Genomic DNA, 17,287 nt, shown 5'->3' with positions numbered 1-17,287 from the left:
CGGTGCACGGGGCACCGGGCCGGCCCCATGAGGACTAGCTCTCGGTGTCCGAGTCCTCGGCGTTGCGGATGGGGACGGTGATGGTGATGCTGATGCCCGGCTTGCGGCTTTCCTCGTCACCCGTGAGCGGGTCGTTGTTGATGATGTCCTTCTGCATGATGGGTCTGCCTTTCCGTGAGGCGTTGCGGTGTGCCGTTCGCGGCCGGTGCAAAAGCGTCCGTCGGCCGGACGGACTCCCCCCGCCGGGTGGCGGGGGGCGCTGTGGGGGTGGTGCGCGGACGGCCGCGCAGTTCGCGGTCGAGGAAGACGAGGGCGCCGCGCAGGACCTTCACGTGGTCCCGCCCGTCGTATCCGTCGTGGCCGGTGTCCAGCCACAGCGCCTCGTGCCGTTTGTGATGGGCGGCCAGCTCGTCCAGGTACTCCCGGATCTGGCCGGGCGGACACTTCACGTCGTGCGTCGCCGCGACGAGCAGCAGCGGCGCGTCGAGGTGCGGGACGTAGGTGTGCGGCGAGCTCCGCGCGTAGACCTCGGGGAGGTCCTGCGGCGTCCCGCCGAAGAGCCGCTCGTCCAGGGCGCGCAGGGCGGGCGTGGTGGTCGCGTGGGCACGGGCGAGATGGGCGACCGGTTTCACGGCGACGCCCGCCTGCCACAGGCCGGGCCGGGTTCCCAGCGCCAGCAGGGCGAGGTACCCGCCCCAGGACGTGCCCCAGAGGGCGAGTGCCCGCGGGTCGGCCCAGCCGCGCGCGACCAGGTCCGCACGGACCGCCGCGAGGTCGGCGACCTGGGTGAGCCCGACGCCCTCCGTCATCGCGCCCCGCCACGCGGGCCCGTACCCGGTGGAGCCGCGGTAGTTGACCCGGGCGACGGCGAACCCGGAAGCCACCAGGGAGTGCACCGCGCCGTCGTAGGCATCGCGGTCGTGGTCGGCCGGGCCGCCGTGGACGAGGAACACCGTGGGTGTGGGCGCGGACGTCCCCTCAGGCAGGGTGACCAGGGTGTGCACCGGCCCGTCGGGTCCCGCGGTCCACAGATCGTGGGGCACGCCCGGTACCCGCGGGGCGAGGCGCGCGGCGGAGGGCAGCGGGGTGCCGGCGGTGGACAGCGCGCGCGGCGGGGTGGCGGTACTGGTCCAGAGGGTGTGGACGTCGCCGTTCAGGTGCTCGCAGGCGTCCAGCAGGGTGCCGGGGTCGGTGGGCAGCACGGTCAGCGTGCGGGCGGCGAGGTCGGCCCGGTGCAGGATGCTGCGGCCGTGCCGGTCCTGGCGGACGAGCACGGAGCGGCCGTCCGGGCACCAGCGCCCGGTGATCTCCGTGTCGAACGCGCACCACGCGTGGGTGACGAGCGGCTGCCCCGGGGACCAGGTGGCGAGCAGGTAGCGTCCCTGCCACTCCCGTATCAGCAGCAGATCCCGCTGTCCGGTACGGGGCCCGAACCCGAGGGACCACAGGGCCCCACCGGGTTCGTGGAGCACGGCGCGGCGGGTGCCGTCGGTACGGAAGACGGTGACCGCGTTCGCTGAGCGGGCCTGCGCGCTCACGGCGAGCAGACCACCGGTGGCCGTGATCCCGGTCAGGGTGGCGTGATGGGGGAGCCGGGTCACCGTACGTGCCTCGCCGCCGCGCCGGCCGCAGTGCACGGTGGTGCCCTCCGAGTCGCCCAGGGCGACCGCGACGGTGCCGGTGCGGCTCACGCTCAGACCACGGGCCGGGCCGGCGGGAACGCCGAGCAGGCCCTCGCGCGCCGGCCCGCCGTCGAAGGGCCGGAACTTCCAACGGCCCACACCGTGGGCGTCCTCCTCGAACCACCACACATGGGCGTCGGCGTCGATGGAACCGTGGAACGTACCCAAGGGGTGGTCCGTCACCTGCCGGGCGGTGGCGGTCGTGGCATCCCAGGTGAAGACCTCGCAGCGGCCCCCCGCGTCGGCGGTGAAGACCATCCGGAGCGGATCCTTCGCGCACACCTCGGGCAGCGCGTCCCGGGAGACGAGATACGCGGGGGGCGCTTCGCCCGCGGTGCGGCTGCTCGCGGAATCGGTGGTCGACGGGCCCGTCACGAGGTGCTCCCGGTGCTCTTGAGCGTACGAGGATGGGCCGAACTCGTATACGCGGCAAGGCCGATGAGGGCCACCGCGCAGCCGAGGGCCGGTCCGGCCGTGCCCGCGCGTGACGCGAGCAGCCCCGCCGCCGCGGGCCCGAGTGCGGCGGCGCCGCCCGCGGCGGCGGCCAGGACGGCCCCGGCCCGCGCCTGGAGGTGCGGCGGAGTGGTGGCGATGGTCCTGGACTGGAGGACGACGGTGGCCGCGGGCAGGATCAGGCACACCGCGCCGAACAGCGTGGCGAAGGCCCACGGCGAACGGGTCGCGGCCAGACCCGCGGCGAGCGGCACGAGCAGCCAGGTCACCGCGAGGAAGGTGCGCGTGGCACCGAGCCGGCCCGCCAGCGCGGGGGCCACGAGCGCGCCCGCGATGCCCGCTGCCCCGGACACGGCCAGGACCACTCCGGTCGCGGACCCGCTGTGGCCGTCGTGCCGGAGGGAGAAGAGCACCCCGAAGTAGAGGGCGGACAGCGCCCCGTTCACGACCGCGGTCCACAGCATGACCAGTCGCAGCAGAGGTGAGGAACCCACCAGGCGCAGACCGGCTCCGACTTCGGCGAGCAGGGCCGCGCGGCGGAGCCGACGCGCGTGCCGTTCCGGACCGCCGCCACCGCCGCGGGGACCCGCCGGGCCCGGTGTCTCCTCCCCGGGCCCGTCCGCGAGGGGTGTCGCCGTCCCGGTGTCCGCCGCGGCGGGGGCACGCAGATCAGCGCGCATGAACCGGATGCACACGGCGGTCACCGTGTAGGAGAGGGCATCGGCGAGGAAGGGCAGGGCGCGGTTCACCTGGTAGAGCGCGCCCCCGAGCAGGGGTCCCAGGACCAGGGCGACGTTGTCCCCCACCTGTAGCCGGGCCACGAGGCGGGGGTAGCCCGCCGGCGGGCAGATCATGGCGATCGTTCCGCGGGAGGCGGCTTCGTAGGAGGCGGTGCACAAGCGTTCCACGAGCACGGCACACAGCAGCAGGACCAGTGGCGGCCGACCCGAGGCCACGGTGACGGACACGGTCGCCATGGCCAGAGCGGCCCCGCTCGCGGACCACAGCATCACCGTTTTGCGGGCCCCCCGGTCGGCGGGGACCGCCGCCAGCGGGCCCAGCACCATTCCCAGGGCCGCGGACGCACCGGCGATCAGACCGACCGCGGCGGGCGAGTACCCCAAGGTGAGCAGCAGCAGGGGAAGCACGATGCCCGAGGTCTGGCTCCCGAGCGCATCGGCGGTGCTCGCCCACCAGAAGAGGCGTACGTCGCGGGGCAGAGCACGGGGCTCGGCCGCGGGCGGAGTGGCCGGGCCGTTGTCCGCCCGGGACGCCGACGTCCCTGCCATCCATGCCCCCTCTCCGCATGCGGCGACGACCGGAGGTTGTTCACGAGTCGTCCAGAACTTGCAGAAAATGCCAAGGAATTGAAACGAGCCGGAGCCTAACCAGGCGTCACCGAGCGCCACAAGGCCAGTACGGGGTGCAGTATTTCCGGCCTCGCGGCGCAATCCGGCCGTGGACCCGATCCCTGTACGAACCCGGGTGGTCGTGTGCCGCTTACCGGCCCACTGCCGTACGGCGGCGCGTGGGGTGCGGCGGACGGCTCCGGCACCGCGCCCGGTGAATTCGCTCCGGCACACGGCCGATCGCCCGGTGCCGGGCGCCCCCGTCCGGCCGTGCCCCTCACGCCTCGGGGGTGGCGCCGAGGCTTACGTGTGCTCTCACCTCGTCCGTCCGGCGTGCCAGGAAGCACGAAGGGAGGCCGCGCCGCGGGAGCGGGCCGTCCCTCCGGCCGTACGCATCGACGGTGCCACCCCTCCTGGAAGTCGGCCTCCCCTCGTTCTCGGGGGCGAACGGCGGACCTCCGTATCCGTGGGCCGGTGGCCGGCCCGCGCGCGGGACGATCTTGGCGTCCGGTCGGGCCGGGGCCACGCGCACATCGTTCGCACGACACTCCCCGGCCGCATGATTGGCCGAAAGCAGAGGCGCTCCCTCCGCTCCCCGTGGGGTTCGCGGCACCCTCGCACGGCTCAGCGCTCCCTCGTGCGGTTCGCGCCACCCTCGAACGGCCGTCCGCGGCCGGCCGGCCCCGGAACCGGTTCGCCCGTCGGCGGGCCGGTCACAGCCATCCGGAGCGCTGGGCCTGCAAGGCCATCTGGAAACGGTTGGCGGCGCCCAGCTGCGCCATCAGGATCTGCAGACGGCGGAAGAGCGTCCGGCGGCTGATTCCCAGCTCGCGGGCGATGACATCGTCGCTCGCGCCGCCCGCGAGGAGCCACAGCAGCCGGCGGTCGGCGGCCGGCAGACCGCCCGGCCCTGTGGTGCGGCCGTGGAACGGCAGGGCGTTCTGCCAGGACTGCTCGAACAGCGCCACGAGCGCGGAGAGCAGGCCGCACGGCTGCACGACCAGCATGGTGTTGTGCACGTCGGCCTCCTTGATCGACAACGACACGAGTGCGTACGCCTCGTCGATGATCACGAGTTTGACCGGCACGGACGGCAGCACCCTCGCCTGCTCACCGGCCTTGATGCACGGCTCGATGACGTTCTTCAGGTGGCCCGGATGCTCCAGTGACTCCCGCGAGTACACGACGCGCTGCGTCACACCGCGGGCGAGTGTGGCCAGTGCGTCGTCCGTGGCTCCGGGCAGGGGGAAGTACGGCGGTGACTCGAACTGCCGGATCCTGTCGCGGGCACTCGCCCAGGCATGACGGATCCTGGGGCCGATGGCGTCGCCGGTCACGACCTCCACGAGATGATCGTTGTACGCGGCGAGCCGCTGCCGCCGGAACGACTCGAACGCGCCCCCGACGGTGATGCGCGACTCCTCGACCTCGGCCGCCCGGTGCCGGGCGAGGATCTCCAGGCCCGCGGTGGGGGGAACCGGCGCCACCACGTCCTCGCCCTCCTCGGCGGCACTGGCGAGACCGGCGTCGACCAGCGCGCCGTACGACGCGGCGAGATCCGCACCGTCCAGCCCCGCCGCGGTCCCGATCGCACTGAGCGGCGCGGGGGCCAGCTCCAGCAGCGCCAGATAGACCCGGACCGCCGCGTGATCGATTCCCAGAAGCCGCAGGGCCTCGCCGAGTTTCCCGTTCGTCATGAACCCCATTATCGACGGCTCCGGCCAGGGTTTTGGCGGATCTGTGCCAGTGGCGGTCCTTGGCACCGAACGCTCATTGTGCGCGATACCGTCCGGGAGCCGCCGACGACCGGCGGCAGCGAGGGCGCCCGGGACGCACCGCGAGCGGAAGCAGTCCGCGCGGCTCCCGCGGCCCCTCGCCGCTGAGGCACCCACCCACAGGAAGGCGTACGACGTGGCGAAAGGCCGAAAGAACGGTCTCTACTCAGGGATCTCCGAGGAACTGTCCGCTCTGATGCGGACGGGGTGGGCGGACACCGAGCGGCACGACCTGCGGCTCGCCGAGCAGGCCCCGTACGCGGCCGGCCGCCGCACCGCGCTCTCCGCGCGCTTCCCGGGCGAACGCCTCGTGATTCCCTCGGGGAACCTCAAGGTCCGGTCGAACGACGACGCCTACCCGTTCCGCCCGTACTCGGGCTATGTGCACATGACGGGGGACCGGGCCCGGGACGGCGCCCTCGTCCTCGAACCCCGTGCGGACGGCGGCCACGACGCCTACTGCTACCAGCTGCCGCGGGACAGCAGGAACAACGACGAATTCTGGACGGGCCCCACGGCGGAACTGTGGATGGGCCGCCGCCGCTCCCTCGCCGAGTCGCAGCTCGTGCTCGGCCTGCCCTGCCGTGACGTCCGCGCGGCGGCCGATGACCTGGCCGCCGCCACCGCGGTGCCGACCCGGATCGTCCGCGGGATCGACCCGTCCCTGGAGACCGCCGTCACCACCGAGGAGGAGCGTGACTCCGAACTGGAAGAGGCGCTCAGCGACCTCCGCCTCGTCAAGGACGACTGGGAGATCGCCGAGCTCCGCAAGGCCGTGGACTCCACCGTGCGCGGATTCACCGATGTGATCGGTGAGCTCTCCCGGGCGATCGCGTCGTCCGAGCGCTGGATCGAGGGCACGTTCTTCCGCCGCGCACGCCTTGAGGGCAACGCCGTCGGCTACGGCTCGATCTGCGCCGCGGGCGAACACGCCACGATCATGCACTGGACGGACAACGACGGTCCGGTACGGGCGGGGGACCTCCTCCTGTTCGACGCCGGCGTGGAGACGCACACCCTCTACACCGCCGACGTCACGCGCACCCTGCCGATCAGCGGCACCTTCACACCGCTCCAGCGCAAGGTCTACGACGCGGTGTACGAGGCGCAGGAGGCAGGCATCGCCGCCGTCAAGCCGGGCGCCGCCTACCGCGACTTCCACGAGGCGTCCCAGCGCTACCTGGCGGCCCGGCTGGTCGAATGGGGCTTCATCGAAGGCCCCGCCGACCGGGCGTACGAACTCGGCCTCCAGCGCCGATTCACCATGGCGGGCACCGGTCACATGCTCGGTCTGGACGTCCATGACTGCGCCCAGGCCCGGGACGAGGAGTACGTCGGCGGTGTTCTGGAGCCGGGCATGGTGCTCACCGTCGAGCCGGGACTGTACTTCCAGCCGGACGATCTGACGGTGCCCGAGGAGTGGCGCGGCATCGGCGTCCGGATCGAGGACGATCTGGTCGTCACCGACGACGGCAACGAGAACCTGTCGGCGGGCCTGCCGCGGTCGGCGGACGACGTCGAGGCATGGATGGCCCGGTTCGCGGGCTGAGCGCGTCGAGGAAGGGGCCCGGCACCCGACGATCTTCAGAGCCTGTCGATCACCCGCCGGGACAGCAGGGCCCGGCGCGAGCACCTTCCGTCGCGCCGGGCCCTGCTGCTCAGAACAACCGGGCCGGCTCCGGCATCCCCGGGGTGACGAACAGCACCGGGTCGCCCTCCGGGGCCCGGACCGGTTTCAGGCTCCCGGGGCACGACTTCAGCTCCGCGGTCCTGCCCGATGCCGGATCGTGGCGGTAGACGAGCCCCTTGCGGCTGACCGCGACATCGCGGCCGCACCCGGGCTCGGGGCACTCGGTACGGGGAAGAGACATGCACCCAGTCTCGCGTGTCTCCTCCCCGCACCGGACGTGTCCGTGGGAACTCACCCCCCGGTGATCGGTCCGCCGTCCTCCGGGGAGCCGTGCGGCACGGCTCCCCGAGGTCAGCTCGCCGTGGCGAACTCGGTCGCGAGGCGGGGAATGTAGTCGGCGAGCGCGGGGGCCCAGCAGCCGTAGTTGTGGCCGCCGTCGCACGTGGGAGCCAGCGTGGAGCCGTTGCCGTAGTTGATGAGGCGGCTGGGCAGTCCGAGCACGTCCAGGCGGTCCTTGACGGTCCTGGCGGCGATCTCGGTGAAGTGGTCTATGGGCCCCTGGTTGCCGGTGTAGAGCGTGACTCCGGTCCCGGTCAGGGCGGCGAGGTTGGCCGGGGCGGCGGGGTTGACCGCTTTCCAGACACGGTCCGCGTCGAGGACCGGGTAGGGGGAGCCGAAGATCGCGTCACTGTCGACATAGGGCCCGTAGCCGGTGCACCGGCCGGTGCCGGACGGGGTGGAGGTGCTCACCGCGCACCACGCGCCGGTGAGGTTGAGCTCCGTGGCCAGGACGGCCGCGCGGATCTCCGCCATGCCGAAGTCGATGCCGCCGGACAGGGAGGCGACATGGCCGAAGAGGCCGGGGTGGGCCTCGGCGTACCGCAGGGCTCCGTAACCGCCCATCGAGAGACCGACGACCGCCCGGTGTCCCCTGTCGGCGACGGTGCGCAGATTGGCGTCGATGAACGGGATGACCTGGCTGATGTGGAAGGTCTCCCAGTTGGCCGCGCCCAGAGCGGTTCTCTGCATGACCCAGTCGGCGTACCAGCCCTTCAGGCCGCCGTCCGGGACCACGGTGATCATCGAGTCCGAGCGCAGAGCGGGGGCAGCGGCGGCGTCGTCCACGGTGCCGCCCCCACCGTGCAGGAAGTACGCCACGGGCCACCGTCTGGCGGGCTCCGTCCGGTAGCCGGAGGGAAGGAAGACGCGGATCTTGTGCCGGCCGGAGAGCTGCGGGGTCGTCACGGTGATCGTGAAGTCGGTGCTGGAGTGCACCTCGGTGGCGTCGGTGACCTGGGTCAGGCCGTAGCCGTCGGTGAAGCTCGGGATCACGGGGGTGTCCGCGTGGGCGACCGGTGCGGACAGTGCGCTCAGCACCGCCGTCGCGGCGATCGCGGCGGCGGCCGCCCTGGCGCGTATCGTGGCGCGGATCTGTGCGCCGGACATCATGGGTTTCATAGGGCGTTCTGCTTTCGGTTTTCCGTGGGGGAGGGACACTTCGGCCGCTCCACGGGGCCGGCTGTTCGGTGGACCGGGCGTCGGGCGGTGCCGGCCTGCGGTGAGGGCCGGCCGGCTGCCGCGAGAGGTTCCTGCCGCCCGCGTTCGGCCACGGTGCGGCGTCGCCGTCCCGGTGGCGTGGCATGCGGTGCGGTTGCCGTCTGCCCGCGCATGGCCCTCAGGGGTTAGTGGTGACGCGGAATCCCGCGCCGTAGACGCCGGGGTGTGCGGCATCCCGGGCACGAAGGTCGGCGAGGATGTTCGCGGAGCTCGTATAGGCGTACTGGGGGACTCCCAGGAAGATGGCCTTGGTGATCCCCGCCCAGGGGCCGGTCGCCCGGAAGCCGTTCTCGGACGAGGGGTAGGCGCTGCCGGGCACGTGCCAGATCGCCGGTCCCCCCGAGTCTCCGGCCTTGTGCGGAGCCCAGGACTGGTAAATACCGCTTGAGTTGTTGGTGATGCGTCCGTAGTAGACACCGAGCTGACCGGACACCACCAGTTCGTTGTTGTCGAACAGGGCCGTGCCGAGGAGGCGTTCGACGGCCAGCGGCGGGGTGAGGGCGTTGGGGCTGGGCTGCCCGCCGGCAACCGCGGTCTCACCCACCTGCTTCAGGTGCGGGCCCTGCGAGGAGGGAATCACCGTCGGCACCAGCTCGATGATCATGTAGTCCTTGGTGGCGTGCCCCGTCATCGAGCCCTCGGGATCCTTGAAGTACCGCACGTACCCGATGGGGCCGAAGCCGGCGTCGCCGCGATCGTAGACGGGCTGGATGTTCTCGGGGATGTCACGGTCGGCGTACTGCTCGCCGCGCAGGCAGTGCCCCGCCGAGATGGCGATGTTCCGCCCGTAGGTGTCCGTGCCGACCGCTCCGATCGTGCAGAAGAGATCGGGTGTGTCCGGCTGGAAGATGATCTGCATGGCGTTGAAGACACGCTTCTCCCCTCCCGCGACCGCTGCCGTCCTGGCCTCGGCCGCGACAGCGCCCGTGGCGCCGGTGGTGCCCGTCAGGGCCAAAAGAAGTCCCAGGACTCCGGCAAGAAGACCGACAATTCGCCGTTGACGCATGCGTATTCCTTTCCTCGGTGATTCGACGTGTTCAGGGCCGGGCGGGGCGGTGTCCCCTCCGCCCGGCCGCCCGGACGTCCCATTCCGGTGGGCAGGCAGAGCCCTCGGGCTCAATTCCCGTACCACTGACGGCATGCGGCCGCGAGGATCAGCAACAGGACGAGGATTCCCACCACCCGAAGACATCCCGTACCCCCGTTCGGACTCCTGCGACTGACTTCCACATGGCCGCCGGGCTCAAGGCCCGGGTGCCTCTCGGCGTAGTGCTGGATCTGCCGCGTCTCGGCCTGGGACTCGCTGAGCCATGGCGTCCTGAAAGCGCATTCTCCGCACCAGCAGCGGTATGCCATGGCGATTCCTCGTATCTCGTATCCCGTTTCCGGGCAGTCGGTGGGACAGCCCTTCGGCTCCGGCACGCTCCCGCCGCCGGGCCGGCCGGGCGATCCCGGCGTCCGCTGCCCGGCAGGACCACCCGCCGATGGGCCCGGCACCACTGATCGTCGTATCCACCCGGCTCGGGGGACAGGACAGAGCACCGGCCATATATGGCCGGTCACCGGACTACACTCGCCGCTGTCCGCGCTCGCGAGTGGAGGGGCACCCAAGTGACGGATCAGCTCGGCACGTTGCTGCGCCGGCTGCGGAATCAAGCGGGGCTGACGCAGCAAGAGCTGGCGGAACGGTCCGGGGTGAGCATTCGCACCATCAGCCGGCTGGAGACCGGAAAGGCCACCGACCATCGGCTGGGCACGGTGAACCTGCTCGCCGACGCTCTGGAACCCACCCCGGAGGACCGCAGGCGCCTGGCTGCCATGCTCGCGAAGGACCATGCCTCGACGGCCCCGGAACAACCGGAGACGGTCGCCGGTCCAGCGGAAGCCGACAGCGCGCCCTCCGCACCGCCCACGGACCCGCCCTCACTGTCGCCCTCCGCACCGCCCCCGGACCCGCCCTCCGTACCGCTCCCGGGCCCGGCCTCGCTCTCGTCGTCGGCCGGTGACGCGCTCGTCGGCGTCGCTGCCGAACTGGCGAGAGAGGTCGGACGCCGTTGGCGGCGCGAGGAGGAGCAGCACCGGGTCCACGACCCGTTTCCGCTGCCGGTGCGATGGCAACCGGCACCCGCGGACCTGACCGACCATGCGGAGAACATCGAACGCCTGCCACCGGGAGCCACTTCGCCCCGTGTGGAACTGAGCGGCGATCTGCGCAGTGTGGCGGACGTCTACCGGAAGATCCCGTCCGGACGTCTGGTCGTTCTCGGCCGGGCCGGATCGGGAAAGTCCATTCTGACGATCAGGCTGATCCTGAATTTCCTTGAGAGCCCCGCGGTTTCCGGCCGGGTACCGGTGATCTTCAGCATCGGTGACTGGGACGCGACGGCCATCACCCTGCGGGACTGGCTGATCGGCCGGCTGCTGCGGGACTATCAGCATCTGGCCCGCAGGACTCCCGGCGGAATGACCCTGGCCGCCGCGCTGGTCGACGCCGATCTCGTACTGCCGGTCCTGGACGGGTTCGACGAGATCGCCGAAAGCCTGCGCCGTGAGACGCTCGAAGCCCTCAACGCGACCTCGCTGCCGCTCGTGCTGACCAGCCGGCGCGACGAGTACGCCGAGGCGGTGCGGGCGGCACGGGCGCCACTGGTCTGGGCGGCCGGCATCGAACTCACCGACCTCACCCCCGACGACCTCACGGCCTACCTGCCCCGGACCGCCCGGCCCGCCGCCCACAGCCCCGGGCCCGACCGGAGGGCAGGGGCCTGGGACACCGTCCTGGAGGAACTGCGGTCCCCGAAGGCCGAGTCGGGCGTGCATCTCGCCAGGGTTCTGAGCACCCCCCTGATGGTCGTCCTGGCGCGGACGATGTACAGCGAAGCGCCGGACAGGGATTCCGCGGAACTGCTGAACACCGAGCGGTTCCCCACCGAGCACGCACTGGAAGAACACCTGCTGGCGGGTTTCGTGCCCGCGGTCTACCGGCCGCGCGTCCCCGAGCGGGGCATCGGCGGGTCCCGGCGTCCACCGCGGAACTGGGACCCGGAACGGGCCCGGCGCTGGCTCGGATACCTCGCCCACCACATGGTTCGCCTCGACCGGGACCGGCAGGACCTCGCGTGGTGGCAGATCGGCGACTCGCTGCGACGCTCGACGCGCACCACGGCCGTCGTGCTGGCATCCGCGCTCTGCATCACGGTGTCCACCTGGCTGGTCGGACTGCTCGCCGGCGTCATCACGCCCGGCGAGATCCTCGCGCAGGGAGCCATGATGGGGCCGGCCGGTGGCCTCGCCTTCGGATCCGTCTACGCCGTGCTGGCCGCGCTGGACGGCGGTGTCTTCGCGCCGAGTCAGGTGCGCCTGCGGCTGCACACCAGATCCAACGGCATCGGCCGCAGACCGCTGCGCACGTTCGCCGCCCGGTTCGGCGCCGTGCTGCTGGGCGGATTCGTGATGGGGACCGGGTGCGCGTGCGCCTTCGCCCTCGAACGCGCGCTGTACTACGGGCATCCGCTCGCGCTTCCCGACGTGTTCGAGAGCGCGCTCATCGACATGCTGATCTTCGGGCTGATCTTCGGCTCGGCCGCCGGGCTGGTCTTCGGGGTCATCGCGGCGCTCGAAGCGCCGCTGGACGTATCCTCCGCGGCCACTCCGATCAGCCTGCTGTCCGCGAACCGCGCGACGGTGGGCCGGCAGATCCTCGTCATCGTTCCCGTGCTCAGCGTGGCGATCGCCCTCGGCGGGTTCCTGATCGTCGACGTGTTCCGGGGGGTGTTCGGGCCGCTGGGCTGGAGCCTGCCCAACGGAATCCTCATCGGAGCGGTCGGAGGGCTCGGCGGTGCCTTCTCCTACGCACTGTGCTTCACCGCCTGGGGGCAGTGGCTGACCCTGGTCCGCGTCTGGCTGCCGCTCACCGGGAAGCTTCCCTGGAACACGGGTGCCTTCCTCGACGACGCCTACCGCCGAGGTGTGCTGCGCCGGACCGGTGCGGTCTATCAGTTCCGCCACGCCCGGCTTCAGCACCATCTCGGACACGTGTACCGCCTGCGGCAGCCGAACTACGCACCGGCCAGATTCCCCGCCTCGCGGACGCCGCCCACCGCGGTGGTGAAGGAGCCCGACGTCAGCCGGTGACGTGGCGCCGCGCCCCCGTCGGCGCGCGAGGTGTCACCGGCGTACGACCTCGTGTACGCGACCCGCCACCGGGACGGCTGGAGCTGTCGGCGGACGTACGTCGACGCTTCGCTCAGGGAGGAGGGTGTCCGTCGGCAGTGGACGAGACCGGGAAAGGGGGAGTACCCACTCCTTTCCACTCCCAAGGTATAGCGCACAGGGGGGCTTGCGGCAAGGCCCCGGTCATGCCGCAGAATCGTCCGCCGAGGCCAGGACCTGCGAAAATGGGAGAGTCACTCAGTGCGTGTGCTGTTGTCTACGTATGGGTCGCGCGGAGACGTCGAACCGCTGGTGGCACTGGCGGTGCGGTTGCGTGAGCTCGGCGCGGAAGCGCGGGTGTGCGCGCCGCCCGACGAGGACTTCGCGCAGCGGTTGGCCGGTGTCGGCGTGCCGCTGGTGCCGGTCGGCCCGTCGGCGCGCGCGTGGACGAAGGCGGCGCCGCCCGCGTCGTCCCTTCCCCGGCGGGCGGCCGAGGTGATCGCCGCCCAGTTCGACACGGTCGTCGCGGCGGCCGAGGGATGCGATGTGCTGGTGGCGACCGGCATGATGCCGGCCGCGGCCGGCGCGCGCTCGGTGGCCGAGAAGCTGGGCATCCCCTCCGTGTCCGTGACCTTCCAGCAGCTCACCCTGCCGTCGCCGCACCACCCGCCGCCGGCGTATCCGGGGCGGCCGTTCCCGCCGGAGGTGACCGACAACCAGGTGCTGTGGGACCTGGACGCCGAGAGCATCGACGTACTGTTCGGCGAGGCGCTCAACACGAACCGGGCGTCGATCGGCCTGCCACCGGTGGACCACGTCCGTGACTACGTCATCGGAGACCGGCCGTGGCTGGCGACGGACCCGGTCCTGGACCCGTGGCAGGAGACGCCGGACTTCGACGTCGTCCGGACCGGCGCGTGGATCCTGCCCGATGTCCAGCCGCTCGCCGCCGAGTTGGAGGCGTTCCTGGACGCCGGAGCACCACCGGTGTACGTGGGCTTCGGCAGCATGCCCATGCTCGCCCCGACGGAGGTCGCCCGGGTGGCCCTCGAAGCGGTCCGGGCGCACGGCCGCCGCGCGGTCGTCCTGCGCGGCTGGGCGGACCTGGCCGCGATCGACGACCGGGACGACTGTTTCGTGGTCGGCGAGGTCAACCAGCAGCAGTTGTTCGGCCGGGTGGCCGCCGTCGTGCACCACGGCGGCGCGGGCACCACGACGACGGCCACCCGGGCCGGTGCGCCCCAGGTGGTGGTGGCCCAGATGGCCGACCAGCCGTACTGGGCGGGCCGAGTGGCCGACCTGGGCATCGGCGCGGCACACGACGGCCCGACCCCGACCTTCGAGTCCCTGTCGGCCGCGCTCGGTACGGCCCTGGCCCCCGGGACCGGCGCACGGGCGAGGGCCGTGGCCGGCACGATCCGCGCCGACGGGGCCGAGGTGGCCGCGAAGCTGCTGCTCGACACCTTCGGCCGGGAACGGCCGCCCGAGCCCGCGTGACACCGCACCGGACCATCGGGCGGGACCCGGAACACAAGAACCCACAGATCCCGGCGGCCTCGACGGACAGCGGCCACGGGGTCCCCGCCGGGCGGAGCGTGTCCCGTCATGGCCACCGGATTCGTCACGCGGGACAGCCCTTGGCCGTGCGCAAGGGCGCCGGAGACCTCAGATCGGAGCTCGTACCGTGAACCCCCTGACCACAAGGGCGTTTGACCTTCCCGACCGCCTTTCCCCCAAGGACGATCCGACGCTGATCGGCGGCGACGAGGAGCACTTCGCGGCCATCGCGCAGTGCCTTGAGCAGTCGATCGCCGAGCTGTCCGACCGCCTCGACGCCGAGCGCAGGTCGCCCGGCGGCGTCGGCCGTCAGGCGATGGACCGGGACACGGAGATCCACCGGCTGACCGGTCGCCTGCGGGCGCTGCGTCGCTTCGGTCTGGATCTGTGCCTGGGGCACATGGTCGGCGCGGACAGCCCCGAGCCCGTGTACGTCGGACGACTCGGCCTGACGGACAGCGAGGGGCGACGGCTGCTGCTGGACTGGCGTTCCCCCGCGGCCGAGCCGTTCTTCGGCGCCACCCACGGCAACCCGATGGGCCTGGCGAGCCGCCGCAGGTACCGCTGGACACATGGGCGGATCAGCGACTACTGGGACGAGGTGTTCACCCCGGACGGGTTCGCCGGGCACGCCGCGCTCGACGACCAGTCCGCCTTCATCGCGAGCCTGGGCAGCAACCGGTCGCCACGGATGCGCGATGTGCTCGGCACCATCCAGGCCGACCAGGACGCCATCATCCGGGCGGGATCCCGCGGCGCGCTCGTCGTCGACGGCGGTCCGGGTACGGGCAAGACCGTCGTCGCTCTGCACCGCTCCGCCTACCTCCTCCACTCCGACCCTCGCCTCGGCCACCGCCGGGGCGGCGTACTGTTCGTCGGTCCGCACCAGCCCTATCTGGGCTACGTCGCCGATGTCCTCCCCAGCCTCGGGGAGGAGGGCGTACAGACCTGTACCCTGCGCGACCTCGTCCCCGAGGGAGCCGCGGCGACGGCCGAGGCCGATCCGGACGTGGCCCTCCTGAAGTCGTCCGCGGATCTGGTGAAGGCGATCGAGAGGGCCGTCAGTTTCTACGAGGAGCCGCCCACCAGGGGGATGACGGTCACGACCCAGTGGTCCGACATCCGGCTGAGCGCCGACGACTGGGCCGTGGCCTTCGCGTCGGCGGGACCGGGCGCTCCCCACAACGAGGCACGCGACCAGGTCTGGGAGGAACTGCTCACGATCCTGATGGACAAGTACGACGGCGACGGCTCGGCCGACCTGCTCCGCAGGTCGCTGCTGCGGAACAGGGAGCTGATCACGGCCTTCGACCGCGCGTGGCCGCTGCTCGAAGCGGCGGACCTCGTCGGAGACCTGTGGTCGGTACCCGCCTACCTGCGCATGTGCGCTCCCTGGCTCGGCCGCGAGGACATCCAGCGGCTCCAGCGCGAGGACGCCCGGGCGTGGACGGTGTCCGACCTGCCGATCCTGGACGCGGCACGGCAGCGGGTCGGCGATCCGGAAGCGTCGCGACACAGGCGTCGCCACGACGCCGCTGTCGCCGCCGAACGCGAGCACATGGCCCATGTCGTCGACGCCCTGCTGGAGGCCGACGACGACGGCGAGGGCGCGGTGACGATGCTGCACGGACGGGACATCCGGGACGCCCTGGGCGACGGGGCCGCGGTGCCCGGCACCGAGCCGGACCGGCTCGCGGGCCCGTTCGCGCACATCGTCGTGGACGAGGCCCAGGAACTGACCGACGCGGAGTGGCAGATGCTGCTGCTCCGGTGCCCGTCCCGGAGCTTCACCATCGTCGGGGACCGTGCCCAGGCCCGGCACGGGTTCACGGAGACGTGGCGGGAACGGCTCGAACGGGTCGGGCTCGACCGGGTCGAGCTGGCCTCGCTGAGCGTCAACTACCGGACGCCGGAAGAGATCATGGCGGAAGCGGAGCCGGTGATCCGCGCCGTGCTCCCGGACGCCAACGTGCCGACCTCCATCCGCAGCGCCGACGTGCCCGTCCTCCACGGCTGTGCTGCGGATCTGACCGCGATCCTGGACACCTGGCTCGACGCACACGCCGACGGGATCGCCTGTGTCATCGGCGATCCCGCGTTCCGGGAGACGTCCCGCGTGCGGTCGCTGACTCCGGAACTGTCGAAGGGGCTCGAATTCGACCTGGTCGTCCTCATCGACCCGGAGGCGTTCGGCAAGGGCATCGAAGGAGCGGTCGACCGCTATGTCGCGATGACCCGGGCCACTCGGCAACTCGTCATCCTCACGAGCCCCTGACAGCGGCTCCGCAGGGCGACGCCGTCTCCCGGAAGGCCGGGAGGCGGCGTCGACGAGGTGCGGACCGGCCGGGCTAGAACACCGCGCGGGCCAGCCAGTGGTCCAGCAACGCACGGTCGCCCGTCACCGTCACCCGGTCGTCCTCCGGCGGTACGCGGCGGGAGAACACCAGCATGAGGTCGGCCACCGCCCCCGACACCACCACGTCGGCCTCGACCGGCCCACGTACCCACCGCACTGCCTCAGGCGTTCTGGTGATCACCCAGCCGTCCGTGGACCGCGGCCGGAACCCGATGCGTTCGCCCCTGCCACGCAGCTCTGCGACCGCCGGCCGGACCCTCTCGAAGGCCGAAGCGGACAGCAGGTCCAGGCTCTCGCTGATCACGTCGGCCGCGAGGTCATCGGCGACCCCGAACGGGGTGCCCGTCGCGAACGCCGCGTCGTAGTGGTGGACGCAGGTGTCGCTCAGCATCCTGCGCAGACAGAAGGCAGCCGGTCGCGGCCCGAGAAACGTGGGTGTCCCGGTGTCCGGTCCGGTCTCCTCGATCGCGCGGATCAGTTCCTCCGCGCCCTCGCGCAGCCATCCGGCCCATGCGTCCGGGGCGCCGGGGTCCGCCTGCCGAGGGTCGGGAACGGGCAACCGCTCGCCTTTGCGGACCAGTTCGGCCGCCCACCGGTGCTCCTGACCGACATGCCCGACCAGGGTGCGCAGCCGCCATCGCGGGCAGGTGGGCACCGGAGCGTCCGGGTCCCTTCCGGCGACCGCGCGGGTGAACGCTCCGGTCTGCTCCCGCAGGCCCGCCACGAGCCGTGCGGTGTCCAGTGTCTCCGTCATCACGAAAGCTCCTCTCAAGGGG

General features: G+C 72.0%; 12 protein-coding genes. 4 read left to right on the top strand and 8 right to left on the bottom strand.

Annotated elements, in window-relative coordinates; all coding sequences use genetic code 11:
- Nucleotides 1-34 precede the first annotated feature (34 nt).
- The 4 genes from OG251_RS40265 to OG251_RS40250 form a co-directional block, all read right to left on the bottom strand.
- Nucleotides 35-157, bottom strand: a complete 123-nt coding sequence (locus OG251_RS40265) for a hypothetical protein (RefSeq protein WP_274535814.1) — start codon at nt 155-157, stop codon at nt 35-37.
- Nucleotides 117-2,057 carry a S9 family peptidase gene (locus OG251_RS40260; protein ID WP_326682221.1) on the bottom strand — a complete coding sequence of 647 codons (1,941 nt, stop codon included), beginning with the start codon at nt 2,055-2,057 and terminating at the stop codon, nt 117-119. Before OG251_RS40260 ends, OG251_RS40265 begins: the two co-directional genes overlap by 41 nt.
- Nucleotides 2,054-3,424, bottom strand: coding sequence for an MFS transporter (locus OG251_RS40255; protein ID WP_326682220.1), 1,371 nt, complete (start codon nt 3,422-3,424; stop codon nt 2,054-2,056). The genes OG251_RS40260 and OG251_RS40255 overlap by 4 nt, the downstream gene beginning before the upstream one ends.
- Before the next feature lie 773 nt (nt 3,425-4,197).
- The gene (locus tag OG251_RS40250) at nt 4,198-5,181 is read right to left on the bottom strand and encodes a LuxR family transcriptional regulator (protein ID WP_326682219.1); all 984 of its coding nucleotides are present in this window, start codon (nt 5,179-5,181) and stop codon (nt 4,198-4,200) included.
- 214 nt (nt 5,182-5,395) lie between these two features.
- On the opposite strand from OG251_RS40250, the gene OG251_RS40245 reads away from it, so the two are divergent.
- Entirely contained in the window at nt 5,396-6,808 is a 1,413-nt protein-coding gene (locus OG251_RS40245; protein ID WP_326682218.1) for an aminopeptidase P family protein, read from the top strand.
- A gap of 109 nt (nt 6,809-6,917) precedes the next feature.
- Here OG251_RS40245 and OG251_RS40240 read toward each other — a convergent pair whose 3' ends face one another.
- From OG251_RS40240 to OG251_RS40230, 3 genes are all read right to left on the bottom strand, one after another.
- Nucleotides 6,918-7,130, bottom strand: coding sequence for a hypothetical protein (locus tag OG251_RS40240; RefSeq protein WP_326682217.1), 213 nt, complete (start codon nt 7,128-7,130; stop codon nt 6,918-6,920).
- Nucleotides 7,131-7,240: 110 nt separating this feature from the next.
- Complete coding sequence (locus tag OG251_RS40235) at nt 7,241-8,347, bottom strand: alpha/beta hydrolase (protein WP_326682216.1); 1,107 nt, start codon at nt 8,345-8,347, stop codon at nt 7,241-7,243.
- Nucleotides 8,348-8,564: 217 nt separating this feature from the next.
- Nucleotides 8,565-9,452 carry a hypothetical protein gene (locus tag OG251_RS40230; protein ID WP_326682215.1) on the bottom strand — a complete coding sequence of 296 codons (888 nt, stop codon included), beginning with the start codon at nt 9,450-9,452 and terminating at the stop codon, nt 8,565-8,567.
- 605 nt (nt 9,453-10,057) lie between these two features.
- On the opposite strand from OG251_RS40230, the gene OG251_RS40225 reads away from it, so the two are divergent.
- The 3 genes from OG251_RS40225 to helR all read left to right on the top strand — a co-directional run bounded on the left by OG251_RS40225 (nt 10,058) and on the right by helR (nt 16,430).
- On the top strand, nt 10,058-12,580 hold the full coding sequence (locus tag OG251_RS40225; protein ID WP_442818458.1) for a helix-turn-helix domain-containing protein: 2,523 nt from the start codon (nt 10,058-10,060) through the stop codon (nt 12,578-12,580).
- A gap of 279 nt (nt 12,581-12,859) precedes the next feature.
- Entirely contained in the window at nt 12,860-14,095 is a 1,236-nt protein-coding gene (locus OG251_RS40220; RefSeq protein ID WP_326682213.1) for a glycosyltransferase, read from the top strand.
- Nucleotides 14,096-14,282: 187 nt separating this feature from the next.
- Nucleotides 14,283-16,430 carry an RNA polymerase recycling motor ATPase HelR gene (gene helR, locus OG251_RS40215; RefSeq protein ID WP_326682212.1) on the top strand — a complete coding sequence of 716 codons (2,148 nt, stop codon included), beginning with the start codon at nt 14,283-14,285 and terminating at the stop codon, nt 16,428-16,430.
- Between the two features lie 73 nt (nt 16,431-16,503).
- Here the strand turns inward: helR and OG251_RS40210 are convergent, their stop codons facing one another.
- Complete coding sequence (locus OG251_RS40210) at nt 16,504-17,265, bottom strand: maleylpyruvate isomerase family mycothiol-dependent enzyme (protein ID WP_326682211.1); 762 nt, start codon at nt 17,263-17,265, stop codon at nt 16,504-16,506.
- Nucleotides 17,266-17,287: the final 22 nt, after the last annotated feature.

The organism is Streptomyces sp. NBC_01237 (assembly GCF_035917275.1).
In the GTDB taxonomy this organism is placed as follows: Bacteria; Actinomycetota; Actinomycetes; order Streptomycetales; family Streptomycetaceae; genus Streptomyces.
Note: the sequence above shows the minus strand (reverse complement) of the source record. Positions and strands in the feature narration are given on the sequence as shown.

What these genes read in the sequence shown, in the direction of transcription:
- OG251_RS40265 (WP_274535814.1), bottom strand. Translation starts at nt 157, where the DNA reads ATGCAGAAGGACATCATCAACAACGACCCGCTCACGGGTGACGAGGAA.
- OG251_RS40255 (WP_326682220.1), bottom strand. Translation starts at nt 3,424, where the DNA reads ATGGCAGGGACGTCGGCGTCCCGGGCGGACAACGGCCCGGCCACTCCG.
- OG251_RS40250 (WP_326682219.1), bottom strand. Translation starts at nt 5,181, where the DNA reads ATGACGAACGGGAAACTCGGCGAGGCCCTGCGGCTTCTGGGAATCGAT.
- OG251_RS40240 (WP_326682217.1), bottom strand. Translation starts at nt 7,130, where the DNA reads ATGTCTCTTCCCCGTACCGAGTGCCCCGAGCCCGGGTGCGGCCGCGAT.
- OG251_RS40235 (WP_326682216.1), bottom strand. Translation starts at nt 8,347, where the DNA reads ATGAAACCCATGATGTCCGGCGCACAGATCCGCGCCACGATACGCGCC.
- OG251_RS40230 (WP_326682215.1), bottom strand. Translation starts at nt 9,452, where the DNA reads ATGCGTCAACGGCGAATTGTCGGTCTTCTTGCCGGAGTCCTGGGACTT.
- OG251_RS40210 (WP_326682211.1), bottom strand. Translation starts at nt 17,265, where the DNA reads ATGACGGAGACACTGGACACCGCACGGCTCGTGGCGGGCCTGCGGGAG.